This window comes from Georgenia deserti (assembly GCF_042680605.1).
Taxonomy (GTDB): Bacteria; Actinomycetota; Actinomycetes; order Actinomycetales; family Actinomycetaceae; genus Allobogoriella; species Allobogoriella deserti.
Window position 1 is genome coordinate 226,385 of sequence record NZ_JBHUEE010000001.1, and the last position, 25,027, is coordinate 251,411.

A 25,027-nucleotide genomic window follows, 5' to 3' on the forward strand; every position below is an offset into this window, starting at 1 on the left:
TCACGTGCTTGAGAGTTCGCTTCCTCGCGCTCCGCCTCGGCGGGCCCTCGTTCCTCGGCCCCACCTCGGCTGCGCACTCGTCAGCTCACGTCGTCATCGACCCAGTCGAACGTCTTCGTCACCGCCTTCTTCCACAACCGGTACGTGCGCTCGCGCTCTGCCTCGTCCATCTGCGGCTCCCAGCGCTTGTCCTCGGCCCAGTTGTCGATGACGTCCTGCTCACCGGACCAGTAGCCGACGGCGATGCCGGCGGCGTAGGCAGCACCGAGCGCCGTCGTCTCGGCCACCTTCGGCCGGACCACCGGAACGCCCAGGATGTCCGCCTGGAACTGCATGAGGGTCTCGTTGGCGACCATGCCGCCGTCGACCTTGAGCTCGGTGAGGTCGACACCGGAGTCGGCCGCCATGGCGTCGTTGACCTCCCGGGTCTGGAACGCCGTCGCCTCGAGGACCGCACGGGCGATGTGTCCCTTGTTGACGTACCGGGTCAGGCCGACCAACGCGCCACGGGCGTCCGCCTTCCAGTACGGCGCGAAGAGCCCGGAGAACGCCGGGACGAAGTAGGCGCCGCCGTTGTCGTCGACCGACTTGGCCAGGTCCTCGATCTCCGGTGCGGACGTGATGATCCCGAGGTTGTCCCGGAACCACTGCACGAGAGATCCGGTGACGGCGATCGACCCCTCGAGCGCGTAGATCGGCGCGTTGTCACCGATCTTGTACGCCACCGTGGTGAGCAGCCCGTTCTCGGAGGGCACCGCCTCGGTCCCGGTGTTGATGAGCATGAAGTTGCCGGTGCCGTAGGTGTTCTTGGCCATGCCGACCTCGAAGCAGGCCTGCCCGAACGTCGCAGCCTGCTGGTCGCCGAGGATGCCGGCGATCGGCACACCGGGGATCATGCCGCCGCGCCGGCCCTCGCCGTACACCTCGGAGGAAGAGCAGATCTCCGGCAGCATCGACATCGGAATGCCCATGTCCGCCGCGATGTCCTCGTTCCAGGTCAGGGAGTCGACGTTCATGAGCATGGTGCGCGAGGCGTTCGTGACATCCGTGAGGTGCCGGCCGCCGTCCGTGCCGCCGGTCATGTTCCACACCAGCCAGGCATCCGTGTTGCCGAACAGCAGGTCCCCGGCCTCGGCCCTCTCCCGTGCACCGTCGACGTTGTCGAGGATCCACTTGACCTTCGGCCCCGAGAAGTAGGTCGCGAGCGGCAGGCCGACGCGCGACTTGTACTTGTCGGCCCCCTCGGATCCGCCGAGCTCCTCGACGATCTTCTGTGTCCGGGTGTCCTGCCACACGATGGCGTTGTAGACCGGCTCACCGGTGTTCTTGTCCCACACCACCGTGGTCTCACGTTGGTTGGTGATGCCGACCGCCGCGAGGTTCTCGTAGGTGATGTTCGCCCGTGTCAGCGCGAGCCCCACCACCTCGCGGGTGTTCCGCCAGATCTCCTTGGGGTCGTGCTCGACCCATCCCGCTTTGGGGAAGATCTGCTCGTGCTCGATCTGCCCGCTCTCGACCGGCTGGCCCGCGTGGTCGAACACGATCGCGCGCGTACTGGTGGTGCCTTGGTCGATAGCGAGGACGTAGGTGTCGTCAGCCATGGTGCTCCCTTCCGAGTGTCCGGGCACCGGAGGTCGCTGCCCGGTCGAGCGATGTCAGGTCCGTGCTGTCTCGACGTGGTGGGTCTACTCGACGTGGCGGGTCTACAGGAAGTCCCCGCCGTACGCGGCGCCGACCACGCCCGCCAGCACGCCGCCGACGATGGGGCCGGCCACCGGCACCCAGGAGTAGGCCCAGTCGCTGGAGCCCTTGCCCCTGATCGGCAGGACGGCGTGCGCGATGCGCGGACCGAGGTCACGAGCCGGGTTGATCGCGTACCCCGTCGGGCCACCGAGGCTCATGCCGATGCCGACGACGAGCATGGCGACGGCGAGCGGGCCGAGCCCGCTCGGCGACGGGCCGAACATGAGGATGACGAAGACGAGGACGAACGTGCCGACGACCTCGGTGGCGAAGTTCCAGCCGTAGCTGCGGACCTCGGGTCCGGTCGAGAAGACGGCGAGCTTGACCGCGCCCGGGGCGTCCTGGTCGAAGTGGCGCTTGTAGGCGACGTACATGATCACGGCGCCGAGGAAGCCACCGACCAGCTCGCCGGAGAGGTAGGTCATGACGTTCGCGAACGTCGTCGGAATGGGGGCGATGCCCAGTTCCTCGTTGCCCGCGAACAGGTCGCCGCCGCTGGCCGCCAGGCCGAGGGTGACGGCCGGGTTGATGTGCGCGCCCGTCTTGAAGGCCGTGTACACGCCGGCGAAGACGGCCAGGCCCCAGCCGAAGGTGATCAGCACCCAGCCGCCGTCGAACCCCTTGTTCTTCGGAAGGACGGCATTCGCCACGACGCCGCAGCCCAGCAGCGTCAGCATGGCGGTGCCCATCACCTCCGAGAGGAAGATGTCGAACGCTGACAGTTCCACTGTGAACTCACTTTCCGGTCACGTCGGTGTGACCAGTCGGGCGCCTACCGGCGCAGTTTCCCCGCGGTGGTCCGCGGCCGGTGAACGAATGATGCCCTTCGATGCCGCCGGAGGCGTCGTGTTTCGTGACGTGCCCCAGCCGGTGCCGCCTCCTGCCTGCCGAATGCGCGCATGCGGGTCAGTCCGTGCCCAGCTCGCGGACTGGGACCAGATCCTCGGCGGCAAGCCTGGCCTGCTCCGCCGCCGCGTCGGTGCGTTCGCGTTCCGCAGCGGCCTCGGCCTCGGCCCGCGCCCGATAGGCCTCGATCTCCTCGCGGGTGCGGGTCTTGTCCCACCCGAGCCGGGGTGCCACGATCGCGGCGATCTCCTCCACCGCGCAGACCCCTCGGTCCCGGGTCTCGAAGCTGAGCCGTATCCGGCGCTCGAGGATGTCCTCGAGATGCAGCGCGCCCTCGTGGCTGACCGCGAAGGCGACCTCAGCGGCGAGGTAGGCCTCGGCGCTCGGCAGGGGGTCGGCCAGCTCCGGCTCACGGTCGACGATCTCCAGCAGTGCGGAGATCTCGGAGCCGTACCGGTGCAGCAGGTGGTCCACGCGCTCAGCGGTCCATCCGCGTTCCGCGGCGATCCGGGCGGCGCGCTTCTTCGTCGCGGCGAACCCTTCGGCGCCGATCAGCGGCGTGGCCGTGGTGACCGACGGATTGGCCGACGCGCGCGCGCCGAGCGCGAAGTCGACGGCGTCCTCGGCCATCTTGCGGTACGTGGTGAGTTTGCCGCCGGCGATCACGGTCAGTCCGGGCGCGGCCTCGGTGACGGTGTGCTCACGTGAGACCTTGGTGCTCGACGTCTCGCCGCCGGCGACCCCGGGCTGGAGCAGCGGCCGGAGGCCGGCGTAGACCCCGATGATGTCCTCCCGCGTCAGCGGTGGGTCCAGCACCGCGTTCGCCTGCTCGAGGATGTAGTCGACGTCCTCCGCGGTCGCAACCGGATGCTGCCGGGCCTCGGTCCATGGGGTGTCGGTGGTGCCAATGACCCAGTACCGCTCCCACGGGATGACGAACAGGACGGACTTCTCGGTCCGGAGGAAGAGTCCGGTCTCCCCGGAGATCCGTTCCTTCGGCACGACGATGTGCACACCCTTGGAGGCCAGCACCTTCAGCCCGACATCGGTGCCGCCGAGCGCCTCGGTCTCCTCGGTCCATACGCCTGTCGCGTTGATGACGTGACGCGCCCGGACCGTGCGTCGCTCGCCGGTCTCCAGATCGACGACGACGGCGCCGGTCACCTCACCGGCCGGGCCCTTGGTGAGGTCGAGGACCTGGGTCCGCGACGCCGGCAGGGCACCGTACGCGGCCGCCGTCCGTACCAGAGCGAGCACGAGCCGGGCGTCGTCGACGCGTGCGTCGTAGAAGCGGATGGCGCCGACCATGCTGTCCCGGCGCATGTGCGGGAAGACCCGCAGCGCCGCGTCCTTGCTGTAGTGCTTCTGGATCGGCACGGACCGGCCGCGGGCGCCGAGCAGCGCCAGGGCGTCGTACATGCCGACCCCGACAGCGCTGTAGGCGCGTTCGACCAGCGGGGTCTTCAACGGCCACAGGAACGGCTGCGCGGTGACCAGGTGCGGCGCCGTCGTCCGCAGCAGCAGGCCCCGCTCGCGCAGCGCCTCGGCCACCAGGGCGAAGTCGAGCTGGTAGAGGTAGCGCAGGCCACCGTGGACGAGCTTGGACGACCGGGACGACGTGCCGGCCGCCCAGTCCTGCATCTCCACCACCGCGGTGCGCAGCCCGCGCGTCGCCGCGTCGAGCGCGATACCGGCGCCGGTGACCCCACCGCCGATGACCAGGACGTCCACGCCCTCCTCGTCCGACATCGCCTCCAGGGCCGCGGTGCGGGTCTCCTGGTTCAACTGCGCGCCCACGTCACCGCTCCTCGTCGTCGGTCGGTCCGGCTGCCCGGCTGAGGCCTATGCTGGCCGCGCTCGCACACACGCGCAATGGCGCTGCACGAACGTGCGATGAACAGGAGGTGGCGTGAGCGGTCGTGATCACCCGTGGTGAGCCGGGACGAGATGGTGTATGTCGCCGCGCAGATGTATTACCTCCAGGACGAGACGATGGAGGCCATCGCGCGCCGGCTCGGGGTGTCCCGGTCGACGGTCTCGCGGCTGATCCAGCGCGCGCGGGACACCGGTCTGGTGCACATCTCGCTGCAGCCGCGCACCGCCGGCGCCGACGCGCTCTCCCGTGAGCTCCAGGAGGCGTTCGGCGTCCGGGCGCACGTCGTCTCGGTGCGGGAGGGTACGGCGGAGATGCAGCGGCTGGAGCAGGTGGCGCAGGTCGCGGGCCGCCTCGTCTCCTCGTGGGTCGAGCCGGGCACGGTGCTCGGCCTGGCCTGGGGAACGACCACCTCCGCCGTGGTCGGGCACCTGACGCCGCGGCGGGCGCCAGGCAGCGCCGTCGTCCAGCTCAACGGCGCCGCGAACCCGGTCACCTCGGGGATTCCGTACGCCGGCTCGATCATGACCGCCGCCGCGGAGGCGTATGACGCGCGCGTGCACCACTTCCCGGTACCGGCGTTCTTCGACTACGCGGAGACGAAGGCCGCGATGTGGCGCGAGCGTTCGATCCAGCGTGTGCTGGCCGTCCAGAAGCGGGCGGACATCGCTCTTTTCGGCGTCGGCGCCCTGACCGGGCCGCTGGCCTCGCACGTGTATTCCGCCGGCTACCTCGACCCGGCGGAACTGGCCGACCTGCGTGCCGGCGGCGTCGTCGGCGACGTGTGCACCGTGCTGCTCCGGGAGGACGGCTCCTACGACGACATCGCCCTCAACGAGCGGGCGACCGGGCCGACGCCACGCGAACTGCGGCGTCTCGGCCGCCGGGTATGCGTGGTCGCCGGCACGGCCAAGGTCAGTCCGCTGCTCGGCGCCCTGCGCACCGGCGCGGTCACCGACCTCGTGGTCGACGAGACCACCGCGCGGGCGGCGATCGAACGGCTCCACGGCCACCACCACAGCGCACGACCGGGGTGGAACCCGTTCGACGACGCCGCCGTTCGCCTGCGCTCGCGCGACCGCGGCGCGACGCCGCCCGAGGATGCCTGACCCGACCGCCCCTCCCGTGCCGAGTGATCAGTCCTGTGCCGAGTGGTCAGTCGTGTCCACCGCCGCGGGCCGAGCAGGACACAGCGAATACTTATACGATGTACTGCATGAACAGGCAGGCGCCAGGTCCCGCACCGGACGGCATCGAGGTCCGGCAGGCGTTACCCGCCGACGTCCGCGCCATCTACGAGCTCGTCCGTCCCTACGCCGAACAACGCATCCTCGTCGCGAAAGAGCTCGTCGAGTACTTCGAGGCAGTCCAGGAGTTCGTCGTCGCCGTCGACCAGGACAGCCGTGAGGTGGTCGGTTGCGGCGCCCTCCACGTGCTCTGGGACGACATCGCGGAGGTGCGCACGCTCGCCGTCGCGCCGGAGATGGCCGGCCGGGGGATCGGCCACCTGCTGCTCGAGGCGCTGCTGGGCCGGGCCCGGCACCTCGGCCTGCGCCGGGTGTTCTGCCTGACGTTCGAGGTCGGCTTCTTCGGGCGGCACGGCTTTCAGCCGATCGAGGGCACGCCGGTCGGCACCGACGTCTACGCCGAGATGCTCCGTTCCCACGACGACGGCGTCGCCGAGTTCCTCGACCTCGCGCGGGTCAAACCCAACACTCTGGGCAACTCGCGCCTGCTGCTCGAGCTCTGAGCGCCGCGGGCACGCGGCTCGCCATCGACCTGCTGATCACCGGCGCAAGTAGCGGAGCACCACGATGGCCTGCGCGCCGACCAGCGCGCATGCGCACACCGCCAGCCAAGCGTCCGGGCGCGCCAACATCCACGCCGTCACGCCCAGGACCAGGAGTGCACCGAGGACCGAGGCCAACCACTCGTAGGCGGCACGAACCCCGCGGGTGACGGCGCGGGACTCGCCGCCGCGGAGCACCCGGCGCAGTCCGAGGCCCGTGACCACGGCCGCCACCAGGGTCACGGCCTGCGCCAGGAGCAGCAGGGACAGTCCCGGCCACGGGTCCACCTCTCCGCTGAGCAGTACCAACGCCGCCCCGAGACCGCCGAGGCCGACGCACGCACCGGCGGTGACGGCCAACGCGATCCGCAGCGCCCGCACACCGCGGGTCGGCCGAGAATCCGGGCGTGGACCAGGTTCCGGGCCTGCGCCCGGGTCCGGCTCTGGACGGGCGCCTGAGTCGGGCGCCGAATCAGCCCCGGGGCCTGTCACGGCAGTCGGTAGGCGGCAACACCGCCGTCGTCGGAATCCGCTGGCGCCACCAGTCCGTCGGTGACCAGCGACGCCAGGGCGCGGGCGGGCTGGCCGGGATCGGCGAGAGCTGCGGGGTCGGCGCCGTCCGCGACCGCCCGCAGAACCTCCTCCTCGCTCACCGGACCGTCCGGTCGATCCCGCAGCAGCGCCATGATCTTGCCGCGTGCCTGCCGGTCGGTGCCGTGCCAGGCCTGCCGACGCCGGAGACCCGCGTGCGGATCGGCCGGCCGTCCGGCGCGGCGCCAGGCGCAGTACCCCCGGAGCGGGCAGGCCTCGCAGCGGGGCGCGCGTGCGGTGCAGACCAGGGCTCCGAGCTCCATGAGGCCGACGTTCCACCGCACCGAATCCGGCGTGTGCGCAGGCAGCCGGGCGGCGGCCCGCTGCCGCTCCGCCTGAGTCAGGCTGGGCGCGGGCAGGGCATGGCCGTCGAAGAGCCGGCCCAGGACCCGGCGCACGTTGGTGTCCAGGACGACCACACGGCGGCCGTACGCGAAGGCGGCCACGGCGGCGGCCGTGTAGGAGCCGATGCCGGGCAGAGCGAGGAGTTCGGCTTCCGTCCCGGGGACCCGGCCACCGTGGTGCGCGACGATCGCCTGGGCGCACTCGCGCAGCCGCAGCGCACGCCGCGGATAACCGAGGCGGTCCCAGGCACGCAGCACCTCCGCCGCCGGCGCGGCGGCCAGGTCGGTCGGCGCCGGCCAGGCGGCCATCCACCGGTGCCAGGCCGGCTCGACCCGGCTGACCGGCGTCTGTTGCAGCATGACCTCGCTGACGAGCACGCCCCACGCACTCGTATCCGGTCGGCGCCACGGCAGGTCGCGCGCGTGCTCGTCGTACCAGGCGAGGACATCACGGTGGAGCTCGGTCGGGTTCTGCACCCCAGCAGTCTGCCAAGCCACACGTGACGGGCGGCACTCGAGAAGAACGACCGGTCCGCGGCGCGCCCACATGGGCGGCGAGTCGCGGTCGTCGTACGGTCACAGCGTGGTCCCGACGCGCAGCACGACGGCGCGCCCCCGACCCGCAGGCGGGGCGCCGGGACAGCGTGCACCCAGGAACGGCCCGTCCCGGCCTCGTCGCCGGCCCAGCCGGCGGGTGATCCGGCGCCGGCGCGCGGTGGCCCTGCTCGTGGTCGTGCTCGTTCTGGTCGGTCTCGTCTGGGGCGTGCGCGCCGCCGCGGGCCTGGCCACCGAGTGGCTGGGCGACGAGGCGGCGGAGGACGAGGCGACCGAAGCGGATGCGCCGGCCGAGGAGCAGACCGCACCGCCGCAGCCCGGGCCGTGCGCCCCCCGTGATCTCGACGTCACGCTGGAGCCGCAGCACGGCTCGGGCGGCACCGACTTCGCCCTCACCCTGCTCAACGCACGTGGCTCGGCGTGCCTGGTCGACGTCGGCTCCGCGAACCTGGCCATGACGGTGCACTCGGGCGAGGACCGGGTGTGGGCCTCCGCCGACTGCCCGAGCGGTCCTGAGGAGCACCCGCTGCTGCTCGCGCGCGGCGACCGCACCCAGACTGTCGTGACCTGGGACGGCCGCCGTTCCGAACCCGGTTGTTCCGGCGACCGGCAGATGGGTGGGTCGGGGACCTACCGGGTGGAGACCGCTCTCGACGGCGTCGCCCTTCCGACGGCTGAGGCGAGCTTCACGCGCTGACCACGACGGGCCCGGACGGCGTCATCGCTGCGTCGCGCGCCGACCGGCTTTCGGAACCGAAAGCTCATCGTCGCTGTTGACACCGCGCGCGCCGATTCCTAGCGTGCTGCCCGATAGCCGGCGACGGGGCCGGCGCGGAGAGCTGAGGGCAACGATGCGAGACAGCAGACGAATCATCGCGACCGCGGCAGGACTGACACTCTTCGGTGCGCTCGCCGCCTGCAGCGAAGGGGACCCGGGCACCGGCGGGAACGGCGAGGGGGACGGTGGCCCGATGGGCGACGGCGAGTTCGACCTCATCGGATACATGGCCCAGGACATGTCGAACCCGTTCTTCCAGGCCATGGAGGAAGGGATCGTCGCCGAGGCCGACGAACTCGGGGTCGAGGTCAACACCCAGGACGGACGCCAGGACCTGAACGAGCAGAACGACCAGATCGACACGTTCATCCAGCAAGGGGTGGACGCGATCCTCCTCAACGCCGTCGACTCCGAAGGCATCGGGCCTGCGGTGGAACGGGCCGTCGACGCCGGCATCGTCGTCGTCGCGGTCGACGTCGAGGCGCAGGGCGCCATGGCCACCGTCACCCTGGACAACGTCCAGGCCGGTGAGGTCGCCTGCGAGTACCTCGTCGAGCAGATCGGCGGCTCGGGCAACATCCTGCTCGTCGACGGCACGCCGATCAGCTCGGTCCAGGACCGCGTCGAGGGCTGCGAGAGCGTGCTCGAGCAGCACCCCGAGGTCGAGGTGGTCGGGCACCAGAACGGCGACAACGGACGTTCCGAGGCACTGAGCATCACCGCCGACCTGCTCACCGCCCATCCCGACGTCGTCGGCATCTTCGGCATCAACGACCCGACGGCGCTCGGTGCCATGCTCGCCGCCCAGCAGGCCGGCTACGACGACCTGACCATCGTCGGCGTCGACGCCTCGCCCGAGGCCGTCGACGCGCTCGAGAGCGACAGCATGTTCATGGGCTCGGCGAAGCAGGATCCGACGACTCAGGGTTCGATCGCCCTGCAGATGGCCCACGACCTGTTCAACGGCGAGGAGCTCGAGGAGAACCCGGTGCTCGTGCCGACCGAGATGCTCACCCGCGAGAACCTCGACGAGTACGAGAGCTGGTGACCGTGACCACGGGCGGGAACGCCAAGGGCACGCTGCTGCGGATGCGGGGCATCACCAAGGCGTTCTCGGGTACAGCCGTCCTGGCGGACGTCGACGTCGACCTGTACCGGGGCGAGATCCACGCCCTCATGGGGGAGAACGGCGCGGGTAAGTCGACGCTGATGAAGGTGCTCGGCGGTGTCCACCTCGCCGACGCCGGACACATCGAGTTCGACGGTGCCCACGTGGCCTTCACCTCGCCGGGTGAGGCGATGGACCGCGGCGTGGTGATGATCCACCAGGAACTGAGCACCGTCCCGGACATGACGGTGGCCGAGAACCTGGCGCTGGGGTCCGAGCCGGCGCGGGCCGGGTTCGTCCTCGACCGCCGCCGGCTACGGTCCGAGGCGCTGCGCAAGCTCGGGCCCATCGGTGGCGGGATCGATCCCGACCTGCCGATGCGCAAGCTCTCGGTCGGTCGTCAGCAGATGGTCGAGATCGCCCGGGCGATCGACCAGCAGGCCAAGATCCTCGTGCTCGACGAGCCGACGGCGTCGTTGTCCGACACCGAGTCGCGCCGCCTGTTCGAGGTCCTGGAGCGGATGCGTGACGCCGGGATGGGACTGTTCTACATCTCCCACCGGCTGGACGAGGTCTGGCGGCTCGCCGACCGCGTCACGGTGCTGCGGGACGGCCGGCACGTGAGTACCACACGTCGCGGAGAGATCAGCCAGAACGACGTGGTGGGCCGGATGATCGGCCGCCAGGTGGAGGCCCTCTATGTGCGCGAGCACCGCCGGCCCGGTGACGTGGTGCTCCGCGTGCGTGACCTCGTGGGCCGCGACAACGGCATCGGCCCCGTCTCCTTCGACGTGCGGGCCGGTGAGGTGGTCAGCCTCGTCGGCCTCATCGGCGCCGGCCGCACCGAGATCGCACGGACCGTCTACGGCGTCGACGCGCGCGGCTCTGGCACCGTCGAGATCGGCGGCCGCCAGGCCCGCATCGGCGGCCCCGGTGACGCGATCGCCCGGCGCATCGGCATGGTGCCGGAGAGCCGGAAGGAGCAGGCGCTGTTCTCCTGGATGGACGTGCGGGACAACATCACGATCGCCTCACTGCGCAAGCACTCCCGCTGGGGCGTGCTCAACCAGCGCCGGGTCGACGCCGCCGCCCGGCAGTTCATCGACGACCTCACCATCCGGATCCGGTCGCCACGGCAGGAGGTCCGCACCCTCTCCGGCGGCAACCAGCAGAAGGTCGTCCTCTCGCGGTGGCTGGCCAACGATCCGCGCCTGCTCATCCTCGACGAGCCCACGCGCGGCGTCGACGTCGGTGCCAAGCACGAGATCTACCGGATCATCAACGAGCAGGCCGAGCAGGGCACGGCGCTGCTCGTGGTCTCCTCCGATCTGCCGGAGGCGCTCGGCATCTCGGACCGGCTCCTGGTGGTCCGGGACGGGGTGATCGTCGCCGAGCTCGACGGCGCCGGCGCCACGGAGGAGGACGTCATGTCGCACGCCACAGGTGTGGCGAAGGAGGCCTCATGAGTCAGTCACAGGCGCCCGCAGCGGACCCGGCGGAGGCGCCGGCGCAGACGTCGGGTGCCAGGATCGCGCGGCGCGCTCTTGACCTGTGGAGCACCTGGGGCATCGCCCTGGTGCTCCTGCTCCTCATCGCCCTGATGGCGTTGATCGCACCGAACTTCGTCAGTCTGTCCAACGCGTTCAACATCATGCGGGCCACCTCGATCACCGCGATCCTGGCCGCAGGCGTGACCGTCGTCATCCTCACCGCCGGCATCGACCTGTCCGTCGGCTCTGTCCTGGCCGTGTGCGGCGTCAGCTCGGTGGTGCTGTGGAACGCGGGCCTGCCAGCCGTGCTGTGCGTCCTCATCCCGATCCTGCTCGGCGCACTCATCGGGCTCGTGCACGGCACCCTCGTGGCCTATCTGTCGCTGGCGGCCTTCATCGTCACACTCGCCGGCCTTACGGCCTGGCGCGGGACTGCCTACGCCCTGACCGGTGGCCGGCCCCTCATCGCCGAGGGGGACCTCGGGTTCAGCATGCTCGGCAGCGGGAACTTCATCGCGGTCCCGGTGCCCATCTGGCTCATGCTCGCCACCTACGCCGTGCTGTGGTTCATGCTCGAGCGGACGACCTGGGGCCGGCACGTCTACGCCGTCGGCGGCAATCCCGAGGCGGCGCTCATGGCCGGCATCAAGGTCCGCCGCGTGCTGACGTCGGTGTATGTCATCTCCGGCTTGGCCGCCGGCCTGGCCGGTGCGATGTTCGCCGCACGGGTCGAGTCCGGTCAGCCCAACTCCGGGCAGGGGTACGAACTCGAGGCGATCGCCGCCGTCGTCCTGGGTGGTACATCGCTGGCCGGAGGCCGCGGGCGGATCCTCGGCACGCTCGTCGGCGCCCTCATCATGGGGGTGCTGTCCAACGGCATGATCCTCATGAACACCCCGTTCTTCACCCAGCTCATCGTCCAGGGCGTCGTGATCGTGGTCGCGGTGGCGATCGACAGCCTGAAGAACCGCTACACCCGCTGACCAGGTCATGGCGCCCTCGCCGGAGCCTCCCGCGCGACGTACCGCGGTGGACAGGCGGAAACTCGCGTTGGAGAAGGTGCGTGCACGCGAGTTCGTCCCGGTGGCCGACCTCGCGGCCGAGCTCGGTGTCTCCGTGGTGACGGCCCGGGGCGACGTCGCCCACCTGGCGGAGGCCGGGCTCGTCCGGCGCGTGCGGGGCGGCGCGATCATCGCCCGGGCGGAGCAGTCCGAGCCCCCCTTCGAGGACCGCCTCGGAACATTCGCGCAGGAGAAGGCGACGCTCGGCATGGCCGCTGCCGGGATGGTCACGCCCGGTTCCGCCGTCGTCCTAGACGGCGGGACCACCTGCCTGGCGGTGGCGAAGGCGATCGTGGCCCGCCACGACCTCGAGGACCTGACAGTCTACACCCCGTCGCTGAGCACCGCGACGGCGCTCGTGGCGGCGGCGCCGCGGGTCACGGTCGTCGTCACGGGCGGGACGCTGCTGCCGCAGGCCCAGACGCTGGGCGGGCCGTATTCGGAGCTCATCCTCGACCGGGTCATTGCCACGACGGCGTTCATCGGCTGCAACGGCGTCTCGGACGCGGACGGCATCTCGGCGGCCGACCCCGGGGAGGCGGAGCTCAAACGCCGCATGCTCGCCTCTGCCAAGACGGGCGTGGTGGTCACGGATGCGTCGAAGTTCGTCCAGCACGGCACGGCCCGCGTCTGTCACGTGGACGAGGTCGGCCTGGTCCTCACCGCCGGGACCGTGGACCGGGCGCTCATCGCCGCCGTCACGGGGGCCGGCGGCACGGTCCAGGAGGTCTGAGCGGGCTCGATCGATCAGCTGAAGCGTTCCAGGATCGAGGACTCGGCGAGCCTGGACAGGCCCTCCCGGATCGCCCGGGCGCGGCTGGGACCGACCCACTCGACGGCCTGAAGCTCTTCGGCACTGGCGGACAGCAGAGCCTGGAGCGTGCCGCAGTGGGACACGATCGCCTCGGCGACCGGCAGCGGCAGGCGAGGAATCCTGGCAAGCACGCGATAGCCGCGCGGGGTGAGCGAGGCGTCGACGGCGTCTCCCTCCAGGCCACCGACCCCGAGGAAGCGGGCGATGGTCGGGATGTCGACCAGCTCGGCCGAACTGAGCCCGGCCAGTGCGGCCAGGACGCGGGCCGGTCCGTCCGGACGGTCGTCGGCGAGGTAGTCCCGCACGATGAGCGTCCGATCCTGCTCCAGCCCGCTCACGAGCTCCTCGAGCTGCAGCGAGAGCAGCCGCCCGTCCGTTCCCAGCTCCAGGACGTACCCCTCGACCTCGGCGGAGATCCGCGCCACCATCTCCATCCGCTGGATCACCGTGACGACGTCGCGCACGGTGGCAAGATCCTCGATCTCGAGCGCCGAGAGGGTCGCCGAGACCTCGTCGAGCCGGGCCTTGTACCGCTCGAGCGTGGCCAGAGCCTGGTTCGCACGCGAGAGGATGACGTCGGAGTTCTCCAGCACATGGCGGTGCCCGCCGGCGTAAAGCGCCACGGTGTGCATCGACTGACTGACCGAGATCACGGGGTAGCCGGACTGCTTCGCGACCCGCTCCGCCGTGCGGTGCCGCATCCCTGATTCGGACGTTTCGATGCTCGCGTCCGGCAGGAGCTGGACGTTGGCACGCCGGATCCGCCGGTTCACGCGGTCCACCACGACGGCGCCGTCCATCTTGGCCAGCTCGCGCAGCCGCGTGGCGGAGAACTCCACGTCGAGATGGAACCCGCCGGAGCACATCTGCTCCACGTGATCGTCGTAACCGAGCACGACGATCGCGCCGGTGCGCCCCCGGAGCACCCGCTCCAGGCCGTCACGCAGTTCCGTGCCGGGCGCCACCGCCTCGAGCATCCGGCGCAGCGCGGCGTCACCGACGGGCTCGGGCACGTGACCTCACTGACGTGTCGTGGGACCTGCGGGGGCGGGGATCCGCCACCGGGCGCCATTCTAGAGGTGGCCTCAGTCGTCCGGCGTGACGATCCGCGGACGCCAGCGCTGCTTCGGTCGAGGCTCGCCGATCGTCGTGGCGACGTTCCCGAGCCACAGCAGAGCTTGATGAATGGTCGCGACCTCGACGACGTCGGCACGCACCTTGTCGAGTGAGACGGATTCTCGCGTACCGGCCGGTACGAGGATGCGGCGGTGGCCGAGGCGCGCGGCCTCGGCCACGCGCTGGCCCAGCATGCTGACCCGGCGGATGTCCCCGGAGAGCGAGACCTCGCCGACGGCGGCCACGTCCAGCGGGATCGGGATGTCGGCCGCGGCCGAGGCGATCGCCAGGCAGACGGCGAGGTCGCTGCCCGGGTCACCGGAGCGCATCCCGCCGACGGTCGCGGCGTAGACGTCCTTGTCGTAGAGCCGGACGCCGGCGATGCGCTCGGTGACGGCGATGAGCATCGAGACCCGTGAGGTGTCCAGGCCGCTGACCCCGCGCCGTGGGTTCGGTGCGTTCGTGTCGGAGACCAGCGCCTGGATCTCGGCCAGCAGCGGCCGGCGCCCCTCGATCGTGACCGTGATGCACGTGCCGGGCACCGGCTCCTCGCGCACGCCGCGGAACAGCCCGCTCGGGTCGGCCACCTCGACCAGGCCGCCGTCGGTCTGCTCGAAGCACGCCACCTCGTCCGCGGGGCCGAACCGGTTCTTCACCGCACGCAGCAGCCGCAGCGTGGTCTGCCGGTCGCCCTCCATGGACAGGGTGGTGTCGGCGACGTGCTCCAGCGCCCGTGGTCCGGCCACGGTCGACTCCTTGGTCACCTGGCCGACGAGGCAGAACGGGATGCCTCGCGCCTTCGCCAGGCGGGTCAACGTTCCGGCGACCGCCATCACCTGGGCGACGCCACCGGCGCGCCCCTCGACCTCGGACGAGGAGACCGTCTGCACCGAGTCGACGATGACGAGAGCGACGCTGTCACCGAGTGCGTCGAGGTGGCCGACGGCCTCTCCGAGGTCACCGGAGTCCGCGAGGTAGAGGTGGTCATCGGTGGCTCCGATCCGGCGGGCGCGCGTGGCGAGCTGGTGCACCGACTCCTCGCCGGAGACGTACAGCACGGGTCTGCCCGTGGCCGCTGCCACGCTGTTCGCCGCGGTCAGCAGCAACGTCGACTTGCCCGCTCCGGGCTCGCCGGAGAGCAGCAGGACCTGCCCGGCGACGAGCCCGCCACCGAGGATGCGGTCGAGTTCGCCGAGGCCGGTCTTTAGCCGGGATCCGACCTCGGCCTCGCTGATCTCCGAGACGCGGCGTGCCGGGCGTTGCGGCGCCGCGGCGACAGCAGGTCGCGCCGGCGCGGCGGCGGCCGACTCCTCGACCGTCCCCCAGGCCTGGCACTCGCCGCAGCGGCCCACCCATTTCGACGTCGTCCAGCCGCACTCGGTGCACCGGAACGTGGGGCGGGTACGTGTCGCGGGGCTCACAGCCACCACGGTACGGCGCGGGCCTGACACGCGTCCGAACCGCTGCACAGGAATGACGAGTGGGCGCACGAGTGACGAGCGGGCACAGGAATGACGAGTCGGCACACGAGTGACGAATCGGCGGGGGAGGCGGTGGCCGACTACACTCGCGGCCACTTCGAGAAGAGGGGACGACGACGATGCCGAGGACCAGCGAACGGCCCTCCGGTGCGTCCTCACCGCCGTCCATGGCGGACGTCGCCGCCGCGGCCGGCGTCTCGCACCAGACCGTCTCCCGCGTCCTGAACACCCCCGACCTCGTACGCGAGGAGACCCGGGCGCGCGTCGAGGACGCCATCCGTGCCCTCGGGTACCGGCGCAACCGCACCGCTCGCGCCCTGCGCACCCAACGCAGCGGCCTGGTCGGCGTCGTCAATCCCGGCGAGGCACGGTTCGGGCCGGCCCACACCACGATGGCGATCGAGGAGGCGGCCCGGCAGGCCGGCTACGCCACCACCATGGCGGTGGTCCGCGACGCCGACCCCGCCACGGTCGACGGCGTGCTCGAGTTCTTCCTCGACCACCGGGTCGACGGGATCATCGTCATCGCCCCGGTGACCGCCGTCGCGGCGGCCGCCGACCGCCTGGTCGGCGAGCTCCCCGTCGTCCTGGTGGCCGCGGGGCTGCGACCGACCCGCCGCCGGCACGTGGTCGGCGTGGACCAGGAACTCGGCGCGCGCCTGGCCACCCGCCACCTCGTCGGCCTCGGGCACCGGCGTATCGCGCACGTCTCCGGCCCGCACGACTGGTTTGACGCACGCGCACGCATCGACGGGTGGCGCCACGAGCTGGAATGCGCCGGCCTGCGCGTGCCGCCCCTGATCACCGGAGGCTGGGACGCCGAGGACGGCTACCGGGTGGCCCGTGGGCTGGTTGCCGCCGGTGATGTGCCCGAGGCGATCTTCGCGGCGAACGACCTGCTCGCTCTCGGCATCATCCGGGCGCTGGAGGAGGCCGGGTTGCGGGTGCCCGACGATGTCTCCGTCGTCGGGGTGGACGACGCCGAGGGGGCGGGATTCTTCAGTCCGCCGCTGACCACGGTGCGCCAGCCGTTCTCCGAGGTCGGGCGGGCGGCGATCGAGACCGTGCTGAAGGCGATGGACGGCGAGGCCTCGCCGGCACGCCGGGTCATCGCACCGGAACTCGTCGTCCGGGCTTCGACCGCCGCTGCCCGGGTTTGACAGCGCCGCTGGTGTGATCGTTAACATCCGAGTCGCGTCTCGAAAGCCGGGACGCGACCTGCAGCCCCTGCACACCGCCCAGTCGTGGCAAAGGAGCCGAAACCTCATGCAGTCCCAGGACACCGGCCGGCAGTCGACGCCCGATCCAGGTCCGTCCGTCACGCCCGCCGAGGCGCTCGCCGCGGGGCGCACCGCCCTCGGTATCGAGCTCGGGTCCACCCGGATCAAGGCGTGCCTGATCGGGGAGGACCACGCCGTGCTCGCCAGCGGTGGCAGCGACTGGGAGAACCAGTTCGTCGACCGCATGTGGACGTACGCGCTCGAGGACGTCTGGTCCGGGTTGCAGGCCGCGGTCGCCGAGCTGCTGGACGACGCCGAGCGCCGCCACGGCGTGCGCCCGACGACGGTGGGATCGATGGGGATCTCGGCGATGATGCACGGCTATCTCGCGTTCGACGCCGAGGGGGAGCTGCTGGTGCCGTTCCGGACGTGGCGCAACACGACCACGGAGACGGCCGCCACCGAGCTGACCGAGCTGTTCGGCCACAACGTGCCGCTGCGCTGGTCCGTCGCGCACCTCTACCAGGCGGTGCTCGACGGCGAGGAGCACGTGCCGGCCGTGGACTTCCTGACCACGCTGGCCGGCTACGTGCACTGGCGGCTGACGGGCCGGCGGGTGCTCGGCGTCGGCGACGCCTCGGGGATGTTCCCGGTGGACGCGGCGACCCGCGACTACGACGCCCGCATGCTCAGCGCGTTCGACGAACGGGCCGGCGGCCACCCGACCGCGCCGTCGCGGCCGCTGGGTGAGCTGCTCCCGCAGGTGCTCGTCGCCGGGGAGGACGCCGGGAGCCTGACGGAGGAGGGGGCCGCCCTGCTCGACCCGAGCGGGAGCCTGCAGGCCGGGATCGCCGTGTGCCCGCCCGAGGGGGACGCGGGCACCGGCATGGTCGCGACCGGGGCCGTCGCCCCGCGGACCGGGAATGTCAGCGCCGGCACCTCGATCTTCGCCATGGTGGTGCTCGAGCGCCCGCTGCAGGCCGTCCACCCGGAGCTCGACATCGTCACCACCCCCGCGGGCGACCTGGTGGCGATGGTGCACTGCAACAACGGCGCCAGCGAGCTCGGCGCCTGGGCGGACATGTTCCGCGAGTTCGCCGCGGCCCTGGGCCACCCGGCCGAGCCGGCCGACGTCTACCGCGCCCTGCTGGGTGCCGCGCTGGACGGCGAGGCCGACGGCGGCGGACTGCTGGCCTACAACTACCTCTCGGGCGAGCCGATCACCGGCCTGGCGGAAGGGCGGCCCATGGTGGTGCGCACGCCGGGCAGCCGGCCGAGTCTGGCCAACTTCGCCCGCACCCAGGTCTACGGCGTCTTCGGCACGCTGTCCCTCGGCATGCGGGTCCTGGCCGACGAGGGCGTGAGCGTGGACGAGATGTTCGCCCACGGCGGGCTGTTCCGCACCGCCGGGGTCGCCCAGCGTCTGCTCGCCGCCGCGATCGAGGCGCCCGTGGCCGTGGGGCACACCGCCGCCGAGGGCGGCGCCTGGGGGATCGCGGTGCTGGCTGCGTACCAACGCCGCGGCGGGGACGCCAGTCTGGCTGACTACCTCGCCGGGGACGTCTTCGCGCAGTCGGAGGCCGACGTCGTCGAGCCGGACCAGGGTGACGTCGCCGGCTACCGCGCCTGGCTGGAGCAGTACTCCGCCGGCCTGGCGATCCAGCGCGCGGCCGCGGAGGCCGTCCGGTGACCGAGAAGGACCGCGAGATGAGGAGGGTCGGTGCCGACCATGTCAGGTGAGGTCCCCGGCGCGATGCGCGCCGCCGTCGACGCCGCGAAGGAGAAGGTTGCCCGGCTGCACGCCGAGCTTCCCCGGTGGGAGCTCGTGGTGTGGACCGCGGGCAACGTCTCCGAGCGGGTGCGTGGCGTGGACGGGCATCCCGATCTGCTGGTGATCAAGCCCTCCGGCGTCACGTACGACGAGCTCACGCCCGAGGCCATGGTCGTGTGCGACCTCGACGGCGCCCTCGTCGAGGGGGACCGCGCGCCGTCGTCGGACACCGCGGCCCATGCGTATGTCTACGCGCACATGGACGAGGTCGGTGGCGTGGTGCACACGCACTCCACGTACGCGACCGCGTGGGCGGCCCGGCGCGAGCCGGTCCCGTGCGTGCTGACGATGATGGCCGACGAGTTCGGTGGTGACATTCCGGTCGGGCCGTTCGCCCTCATCGGTGACGACTCGATCGGCCGCGGGATCGTCGAGACCCTGCGCGAGTCGCGCTCGCCCGCGGTTCTCATGGCCCAGCACGGGCCGTTCACCGTCGGCGCGGACGCCAAGGCGGCGGTCAAGGCGGCGGTGATGTGCGAGGAGGTGGCGCGCACCGTCCACATCGCCCGCCAGTACGGCGAGCCGAAGCGGATCGAACAGGCGAAGATCGACTCGCTCTGGGAGCGCTACCAGAACGTCTACGGTCAGGCCGACGAGCACGGTCAGGCCGACGAGCACACAACCACCGAGCACGACGGCGTTGTCGCCACCGAGGAGCCCACCGCATGAACACCCCCTTCGACGGCAAGCAGATCTGGTTCCTGACCGGGTCACAGGACCTCTACGGCGAGGACACCCTCCGGCAGGTCGCCGAGCAGTCCCAGCAGGTCGTGGCGGCGCTGAACGAGGCCGCCGAGATCCCCGTCCCGATCGAGTGGAAGCCGGTCCTGAAGGACCGTGACGCCATCCGCCGGGCCGCCCTGGACGCCAACTCCGACCCGAACTGCCTGGGCGTCGTCGTGTGGATGCACACCTTCTCGCCGGCGAAGATGTGGATCCTCGGCCTGGACGCGCTCGCCAAGCCGATGCTGCACCTGCACACGCAGGCCAATGTCGAGCTGCCCTGGGCGGACATCGACATGGACTTCATGAACCTCAACCAGGCGGCCCACGGCGACCGCGAGTTCGCCTACCTCGCCACCCGCATGGCCACGCCCCGCAAGACGGTGGTCGGCCACGCCACGCACCCGGCCGTGCGCGCCAAGGTCGGCACCTGGGCCCGCGCCGCCGCCGGCCGGGACGCGCTGACCAACCTGCGGCTCGCCCGGTTCGGCGACAACATGCGCGGCGTCGCCGTCACCGAGGGCGACAAGACCGAGGCGGAGATCCGGCTCGGCACGTCGGTGAACACCTGGGGCGTGAACGACCTCGTCGAGCGGGTCGAGGCGGTCCCGCAGGCCGACGTCGACGCGCTGCTGGCCGAGTACGACGAGACCTACGACGTCGCCCCGGAGCTGCGCGCCGGTGGCGAGCGGCGCGAGTCGCTGGCCTACGGCGCCCGACTCGAGGCGGGCATGCGCTCGTTCCTGGAGGAGGGATCCTTCGGCGCCTTCACCACGAACTTCGAGGACCTCGGCGGCCTGCGCCAGCTGCCCGGCCTTCCCGTCCAGCGGCTCATGGCCGCCGGCTACGGTTTCGGTGCCGAGGGTGACTGGAAGACGGCGATCCTCGTCCGCGCCGCCAAGGTCATGGGACACGGGCTGCCCGGCGGGGCCTCCCTCATGGAGGACTACACCTACGAGCTCACCGAAGGGAAGGAGAAGATCCTCGGCGCCCACATGCTCGAGATCTGCCCGACCCTGACCGCCTCCACGCCCCGGCTCGAGATCCACCCGCTCGGCATCGGCAACCGGGAGGACCCGGTGCGCCTGGTCTTCGACACCGATCCTGGCGAGGGCATCGTCGTCGCCCTGTCCGACCTGCGTGAACGGTTCCGGCTCACCGCCAACGTCGTCGACATCGTCCCGCCCGACGCCGAGCTACCGAACCTGCCGGTGGCGCGCGCGGTCTGGCAGCCGCGGCCGGACTTCGCGACCTCCGCCGAGTGCTGGCTGACCGCCGGCGGCGCGCACCACACCGTGCTCTCGACCGCGGTGGGCCGGGAGGCCTTCGAGGACCTCGCGGACATGGTGGGCCTCGAGCTCGCCACCATCGACGCCGGCACCACCACCCGCTCCTTCGCCCAGGAACTGCGGTGGAACGCGGCGTACCACCGACTCGCCCAGGGGCTCTGACGTCCCCCGGCGACTTCCCGGGCATACCCGGGAACCACACCGACCACCCCGCCCGACCGGGAGGGGCCGGCCCGGCCGGCCGCCGTCGTCACCCACATCCGGGCGCCGACGGCGCGGCCGGGTGAACTCCGAGGAGGACACACCATGCGAAGCACCAGGATTGCGGCCATCGGCGCCGGGTTCACCCTCGCACTGACCCTCACCGCCTGCGCCGGAGAAGGCGCCGGCAGCGGGGGCGGCGGTGACGACGGTGGCGAGGGCGCCGGCGAGGACGCGACCGTCGGCGTGGCCATGCCCACCCAGACCTACGAGCGCTGGGTCGCCGACGGCAACAACGTCCGCGAAGGACTGGAGGAGGCCGGCTACAACGTCGATCTCCAGTTCGCGAACGACGACATCCCCACCCAGTCCCAGCAGATCGACCAGATGATCACCCAGGGCGTCGACGTGCTCGTCATCGCCGCCATCGACGGCACGGCGCTGTCGGGACAGCTGCAGGCGGCGGCCGACGCCGGGATCCCCGTCATCGCCTACGACCGCCTGCTGCGTGACAGCGAGAACGTCGACTTCTACGTCACGTTCGACAACTACCAGGTCGGGGTCGCCCAGGCGACGTCCCTGCTGCACGGGCTCGGCCTCGTCGACGAGGAGGGCAACGAGGTCGACGACGCGCCGGAGGGCCCGTTCAACGTCGAGCTCTTCGCCGGCTCGCTCGACGACAACAACGCCCACTACTTCTGGGACGGCGCCATGGACACGCTCCAGCCGTACCTCGAGGACGGCACCCTGGAGGTCCCCTCCGGGCAGACCAACATCGAGCAGGCCGCCACCCAGCGCTGGGAGCAGGAGACCGCGCAGGAGCGCATGGAGAACCTGCTGACCTCCACCTACAACAGCGGCCAGGAGCTCGACGGCGTCCTCGCCCCGGCCGACCCGCTCTCCCGCGGCATCATCAACGCCCTGCGCAGCGACGGCCGCGGCCAGACCATCGAGGACGGCCTGCCCGTCATCACCGGTCAGGACGCCGAGATCGCCTCGATCAAGCTCATCGCCGACGGCGTGCAGTACTCGACGATCTTCAAGGACACCCGCGACCTCGCCGACCAGGCCGTCAGCGCCGCGACCGCGTTCCTCGAGGGCAACGAGCCCGAGGCGAACGACACCGAGACGTACGACAACGGCGTCAAGGTCGTGCCGTCGTACCTGCTCGAGATCCACACCGTCTACGAGGACAACATCACCGAGACCCTCGTCGACACCGGGTACTACACCGAGGAGCAGGTGGAGTCCGGGCAGCTGTGACCCGGCTCTGACCATCGGGCCACGGAGCCGGGCCGCGATCCGGTCCCGGTCCGCGGGGCGGTGTGGGAGCGCTCACACGCCTCCCGCACCGCCCCGGACCCGAGCAAGCCATGAGGAGAACCATGAGCGAGAACATCCTCGAGATGCGCGCCATCACCAAGAGATTCCCGGGCGTCACGGCGCTGAAGGACGTCTCGCTGTCGGTGCGCCGCGGCGAGATCCACGCCATTTGCGGCGAGAACGGTGCGGGGAAGTCGACCCTGATGAAGGTGCTCTCCGGGGTCCACCCGGCCGGCACCTACGAAGGCGAGATCCTCTTCGACGGCGAGCCGGTCAGCTTCGCCTCGATCAACGACTCCGAGGCGCGCGGCATCGTCATCATCCACCAGGAGCTGGCGCTGATCCCGCACCTGTCCATCGCCGAGAACATCTTCCTCGGCAACGAACAGGCCAGGGGTGGCTTCATCAACTGGAACGAGACGAACGCCCGCGCGGCTGACCTGTTGGCCCAGGTGGGCCTGGCGGAGAACCCCACCACGCACGTGGGCACCCTCGGCGTCGGCAAGCAGCAGCTGGTCGAGATCGCCAAGGCGCTGTCCAAGGACGTGCGCCTGCTCATCCTGGACGAGCCCACGGCCGCTCTGAACGACCAGGACTCCGAGCACCTGCTCGGACTCATCCGTCAGCTCCGCGACCGCGGTGTCACCTGCATCATGATCTCCCACAAGCTCGGGGAGATCGCCGAGATCGCGGACACCACCACCATCATCCGGGACGGCTCGACCATCGAGCAGATCGACATGTCCTCGCCCGACGCGACCACCGCCCGCATCATCCGCGGCATGGTCGGCCGGGACATCGACCACCTCTTCCCCGAGCACACCTCGAAGCCGGGGGAGGAGGTCTTCCGCATCGAGGACTGGACCGTCATGCACCCGACCCAGCCGGGACGGGTGGTCGTCGACGGCGCCAGCCTGAACGTGCGCGCCGGGGAGATCGTCGGCATCGCCGGCCTCATGGGCGCTGGACGCACCGAGCTCGCGATGTCCGTCTTCGGTCAGTCCTACGGTCGCGACATCTCTGGGCGGGTCTACCTCCACGGCAAGGAGGTCAGAACCCGGACCGTGGCCGAGGCCATCGAGAACGGCATCGCCTACGCCACCGAGGACCGGAAGAAGTACGGCCTCAACCTCATCGAGGACATCCGCCGGAACATCGGCTCCGCCGGGCTGAAGAAGCTCTCCCGCGGCGGCTGGGTGGACGGCAACCAGGAGATCGCCGTCGCGCAGCAGTACCGGCAGGACCTGAACATCAAGGCGCCGTCCGTGATGTCGGTCGTCGGCCAGCTCTCCGGCGGCAACCAGCAGAAGGTCGTCCTAAGCAAGTGGCTGTACACCGAGCCCGACCTGCTCATCCTCGACGAGCCGACCCGAGGCATCGACGTCGGCGCCAAGTACGAGATCTACACGATCATCAACCGACTGGCGGACGCCGGTAAGGCCGTCCTCGTCATCTCCTCCGAGCTCCCCGAGCTCCTGGGCATCTGCGACCGGATCTACGCCCTGTCCGCCGGCCGGATCACCGGCCAGATGGACGCGTCGACCGCGACGCAGGAGAGCCTCATGGAACTCATGACCCAAGAGAAGGACTAAGCCATGCCCGGCACGTCGAACCTCGTCGAGCTCCTGACGCGCAACCTGCGTCAGAGCGGCATCTACATCGCGTTCGTCTTCATCGTCGCGCTCTTCACCGTCCTCACCGGCGGCACGCTGCTCGCGCCGAACAACGTGACGAACCTGATCCTGCAGTACTCCTACATCCTCATCCTCGCCATCGGCATGGTGATGATCATCGTGGCCGGCCACATCGACCTCTCGGTCGGCTCGGTCGTCGCCCTCACCGGTGCCGTCTCCGCGGTCCTGACGATCCAACAGGGCCTGCCGTGGTGGGTCGGCGTCCTCGCCGCCCTCGGGACCGGCGTCCTGGTGGGCATCTGGCAGGGCTTCTGGGTCGCCGTCGTCGGGATCCCGGCGTTCATCGTCACCCTCGCCGGCATGCTCATCTTCCGCGGCCTGACCCTGCAGGTCCTCGGGAATGTCTCGCTGTCCCCTTTCCCGTCGGAGTACCAGCAGATCGCCGGCGGCTTCCTCAACGGCCTCATCGGTGGACAGGGCTACGACGCGTTCACGCTGCTCATCGCTGCCATCGCGGTCATCGGCTACGCCGTCTCCTCCTGGCGCACCCGCATGCGCAAGCTGGAGTTCGACCAGCCGGTCGAGTCGCTGGTGCTGTTCGCGCTGAAGATCCTGGCGATCGCCGCCGTCGTCATGGCCTTCGCCTGGCAGCTCGCGCACAGCCGCGGACTGCCGATCGTGCTCATCCTTCTCGCGGCGCTGGTCCTCATCTACGGTGCGGTGACCAAGCGCAGCGTCTTCGGCCGGCACATCTACGCCATGGGCGGTAACCTCTCCGCGGCCCAGCTCTCCGGCGTGAACACCCGACGGGTCAACTTCCTGCTGTTCGTCAACATGGGCGTGCTCGCCTCGATCGCCGGCATCGTGTACGCCTCGCGCTCGAACAGCGCGCAGCCCGCGGCCGGTGAGATGTTCGAGCTGGACGCGATTGCCGCCGCCTTCATCGGTGGCGCGGCGGTGACCGGCGGCGTCGGTACGGTCATGGGCGCGATCGTCGGCGGTCTGATCATGGCTGTCATGAGCAACGGCATGCAGATCATGGGCATCGAGCAGTCCACCCAGTCCGTGGTTCGCGGTGTGGTGCTCGTGCTCGCCGTGGCGTTCGACGTCTACAACAAGCGGCGGGCGCAGGGCAGCCGCTGACCGGACGCCCTTTCCTGCCGAGCGCCTTCCCGCCGAGAGCGGAAACCTGAGCTTCGAGCGGACGTTTGAACAAC

At 70.9% G+C, this 25,027-nt stretch carries 21 protein-coding genes; 14 read left to right on the forward strand and 7 right to left on the reverse strand.

What is annotated here, in order from left to right:
- Positions 1–80: 80 nt before the first annotated feature.
- From glpK to ACFSE6_RS01130, 3 genes are all read right to left on the reverse strand, one after another.
- Complete coding sequence (gene glpK / locus ACFSE6_RS01120) at positions 81–1,601, reverse strand: glycerol kinase GlpK (RefSeq protein ID WP_388001865.1); 1,521 nt, start codon at positions 1,599–1,601, stop codon at positions 81–83.
- Positions 1,602–1,703: 102 nt separating this feature from the next.
- Entirely contained in the window at positions 1,704–2,465 is a 762-nt protein-coding gene (locus tag ACFSE6_RS01125) for an MIP/aquaporin family protein (RefSeq protein ID WP_388002344.1), read from the reverse strand.
- Positions 2,466–2,649: 184 nt separating this feature from the next.
- The gene (locus tag ACFSE6_RS01130; protein WP_388002345.1) at positions 2,650–4,338 is read right to left on the reverse strand and encodes a glycerol-3-phosphate dehydrogenase/oxidase; all 1,689 of its coding nucleotides are present in this window, start codon (positions 4,336–4,338) and stop codon (positions 2,650–2,652) included.
- Positions 4,339–4,521: 183 nt separating this feature from the next.
- Between ACFSE6_RS01130 and ACFSE6_RS01135 the strand changes: the two genes are divergently transcribed.
- Together ACFSE6_RS01135 and ACFSE6_RS01140 are read left to right on the forward strand one after the other, a co-directional pair.
- Positions 4,522–5,571, forward strand: coding sequence for a sugar-binding transcriptional regulator (locus ACFSE6_RS01135; protein WP_388001866.1), 1,050 nt, complete (start codon positions 4,522–4,524; stop codon positions 5,569–5,571).
- Positions 5,572–5,678: 107 nt separating this feature from the next.
- A complete protein-coding gene (locus ACFSE6_RS01140; protein WP_388001867.1) occupies positions 5,679–6,212 on the forward strand; it encodes an amino-acid N-acetyltransferase in 534 nt (177 codons plus the stop codon).
- A 36-nt stretch (positions 6,213–6,248) separates the two neighbouring features.
- Here the strand turns inward: ACFSE6_RS01140 and ACFSE6_RS01145 are convergent, their stop codons facing one another.
- Both ACFSE6_RS01145 and ACFSE6_RS01150 read right to left on the reverse strand, forming a co-directional pair.
- The gene (locus ACFSE6_RS01145; protein WP_388001868.1) at positions 6,249–6,632 is read right to left on the reverse strand and encodes a hypothetical protein; all 384 of its coding nucleotides are present in this window, start codon (positions 6,630–6,632) and stop codon (positions 6,249–6,251) included.
- A gap of 107 nt (positions 6,633–6,739) precedes the next feature.
- The gene (locus tag ACFSE6_RS01150) at positions 6,740–7,663 is read right to left on the reverse strand and encodes an HhH-GPD family protein (RefSeq protein WP_388001869.1); all 924 of its coding nucleotides are present in this window, start codon (positions 7,661–7,663) and stop codon (positions 6,740–6,742) included.
- Between the two features lie 217 nt (positions 7,664–7,880).
- Between ACFSE6_RS01150 and ACFSE6_RS01155 the strand changes: the two genes are divergently transcribed.
- The 5 genes from ACFSE6_RS01155 (at position 7,881) to ACFSE6_RS01175 (ending at position 12,911) form a co-directional block, all read left to right on the forward strand.
- A complete protein-coding gene (locus ACFSE6_RS01155; protein ID WP_388001870.1) occupies positions 7,881–8,438 on the forward strand; it encodes a hypothetical protein in 558 nt (185 codons plus the stop codon).
- Positions 8,439–8,592: 154 nt separating this feature from the next.
- Positions 8,593–9,567, forward strand: coding sequence for an ABC transporter substrate-binding protein (locus ACFSE6_RS01160; RefSeq protein ID WP_388001871.1), 975 nt, complete (start codon positions 8,593–8,595; stop codon positions 9,565–9,567).
- The gene (locus ACFSE6_RS01165; RefSeq protein ID WP_388001872.1) at positions 9,564–11,093 is read left to right on the forward strand and encodes a sugar ABC transporter ATP-binding protein; all 1,530 of its coding nucleotides are present in this window, start codon (positions 9,564–9,566) and stop codon (positions 11,091–11,093) included. The genes ACFSE6_RS01160 and ACFSE6_RS01165 overlap by 4 nt, the downstream gene beginning before the upstream one ends.
- Positions 11,090–12,100, forward strand: a complete 1,011-nt coding sequence (locus ACFSE6_RS01170; protein WP_388001873.1) for an ABC transporter permease — start codon at positions 11,090–11,092, stop codon at positions 12,098–12,100. Before ACFSE6_RS01165 ends, ACFSE6_RS01170 begins: the two co-directional genes overlap by 4 nt.
- Before the next feature lie 46 nt (positions 12,101–12,146).
- A complete protein-coding gene (locus tag ACFSE6_RS01175) occupies positions 12,147–12,911 on the forward strand; it encodes a DeoR/GlpR family DNA-binding transcription regulator (protein ID WP_388001874.1) in 765 nt (254 codons plus the stop codon).
- A 14-nt stretch (positions 12,912–12,925) separates the two neighbouring features.
- Here the strand turns inward: ACFSE6_RS01175 and disA are convergent, their stop codons facing one another.
- Positions 12,926–14,005 (reverse strand): DNA integrity scanning diadenylate cyclase DisA, encoded by a 1,080-nt coding sequence (gene disA, locus ACFSE6_RS01180; protein WP_388001875.1) that lies wholly within the window; start codon positions 14,003–14,005, stop codon positions 12,926–12,928.
- Positions 14,006–14,077: 72 nt separating this feature from the next.
- A complete protein-coding gene (gene radA / locus ACFSE6_RS01185; RefSeq protein ID WP_465254106.1) occupies positions 14,078–15,538 on the reverse strand; it encodes a DNA repair protein RadA in 1,461 nt (486 codons plus the stop codon).
- A gap of 170 nt (positions 15,539–15,708) precedes the next feature.
- Between radA and ACFSE6_RS01190 the strand changes: the two genes are divergently transcribed.
- The 7 genes from ACFSE6_RS01190 to mmsB all read left to right on the forward strand — a co-directional run bounded on the left by ACFSE6_RS01190 (position 15,709) and on the right by mmsB (position 24,953).
- Positions 15,709–16,749 carry a LacI family DNA-binding transcriptional regulator gene (locus tag ACFSE6_RS01190; RefSeq protein WP_388001877.1) on the forward strand — a complete coding sequence of 347 codons (1,041 nt, stop codon included), beginning with the start codon at positions 15,709–15,711 and terminating at the stop codon, positions 16,747–16,749.
- 106 nt (positions 16,750–16,855) lie between these two features.
- Entirely contained in the window at positions 16,856–18,499 is a 1,644-nt protein-coding gene (locus ACFSE6_RS01195) for a xylulokinase (RefSeq protein WP_388001878.1), read from the forward strand.
- 39 nt (positions 18,500–18,538) lie between these two features.
- Complete coding sequence (locus tag ACFSE6_RS01200; RefSeq protein ID WP_388002346.1) at positions 18,539–19,309, forward strand: L-ribulose-5-phosphate 4-epimerase; 771 nt, start codon at positions 18,539–18,541, stop codon at positions 19,307–19,309.
- Positions 19,306–20,814, forward strand: coding sequence for an L-arabinose isomerase (gene araA, locus ACFSE6_RS01205; protein ID WP_388001879.1), 1,509 nt, complete (start codon positions 19,306–19,308; stop codon positions 20,812–20,814). The genes ACFSE6_RS01200 and araA overlap by 4 nt, the downstream gene beginning before the upstream one ends.
- A 144-nt stretch (positions 20,815–20,958) precedes the next feature.
- Positions 20,959–22,116 (forward strand): multiple monosaccharide ABC transporter substrate-binding protein, encoded by a 1,158-nt coding sequence (gene chvE / locus ACFSE6_RS01210; RefSeq protein WP_388001880.1) that lies wholly within the window; start codon positions 20,959–20,961, stop codon positions 22,114–22,116.
- Between the two features lie 122 nt (positions 22,117–22,238).
- Positions 22,239–23,768, forward strand: a complete 1,530-nt coding sequence (gene mmsA, locus ACFSE6_RS01215) for a multiple monosaccharide ABC transporter ATP-binding protein (RefSeq protein WP_388001881.1) — start codon at positions 22,239–22,241, stop codon at positions 23,766–23,768.
- Positions 23,769–23,771: 3 nt separating this feature from the next.
- Complete coding sequence (mmsB, locus tag ACFSE6_RS01220) at positions 23,772–24,953, forward strand: multiple monosaccharide ABC transporter permease (RefSeq protein WP_388001882.1); 1,182 nt, start codon at positions 23,772–23,774, stop codon at positions 24,951–24,953.
- Positions 24,954–25,027 lie beyond the last annotated feature (74 nt).

Excerpts from the sequence above, each read along its gene's own strand:
- ACFSE6_RS01195 (WP_388001878.1), top strand. The coding sequence starts at position 16,856 with ATGCAGTCCCAGGACACCGGCCGGCAGTCGACGCCCGATCCAGGTCCG.
- araA (WP_388001879.1), top strand. The coding sequence starts at position 19,306 with ATGAACACCCCCTTCGACGGCAAGCAGATCTGGTTCCTGACCGGGTCA.
- ACFSE6_RS01200 (WP_388002346.1), top strand. The coding sequence starts at position 18,539 with ATGTCAGGTGAGGTCCCCGGCGCGATGCGCGCCGCCGTCGACGCCGCG.
- chvE (WP_388001880.1), top strand. The coding sequence starts at position 20,959 with ATGCGAAGCACCAGGATTGCGGCCATCGGCGCCGGGTTCACCCTCGCA.
- ACFSE6_RS01190 (WP_388001877.1), top strand. The coding sequence starts at position 15,709 with ATGCCGAGGACCAGCGAACGGCCCTCCGGTGCGTCCTCACCGCCGTCC.
- glpK (WP_388001865.1), bottom strand. The coding sequence starts at position 1,601 with ATGGCTGACGACACCTACGTCCTCGCTATCGACCAAGGCACCACCAGT.
- ACFSE6_RS01170 (WP_388001873.1), top strand. The coding sequence starts at position 11,090 with ATGAGTCAGTCACAGGCGCCCGCAGCGGACCCGGCGGAGGCGCCGGCG.
- ACFSE6_RS01140 (WP_388001867.1), top strand. The coding sequence starts at position 5,679 with ATGAACAGGCAGGCGCCAGGTCCCGCACCGGACGGCATCGAGGTCCGG.
- mmsB (WP_388001882.1), top strand. The coding sequence starts at position 23,772 with ATGCCCGGCACGTCGAACCTCGTCGAGCTCCTGACGCGCAACCTGCGT.
- ACFSE6_RS01130 (WP_388002345.1), bottom strand. The coding sequence starts at position 4,338 with ATGTCGGACGAGGAGGGCGTGGACGTCCTGGTCATCGGCGGTGGGGTC.
- mmsA (WP_388001881.1), top strand. The coding sequence starts at position 22,239 with ATGAGCGAGAACATCCTCGAGATGCGCGCCATCACCAAGAGATTCCCG.
- ACFSE6_RS01160 (WP_388001871.1), top strand. The coding sequence starts at position 8,593 with ATGCGAGACAGCAGACGAATCATCGCGACCGCGGCAGGACTGACACTC.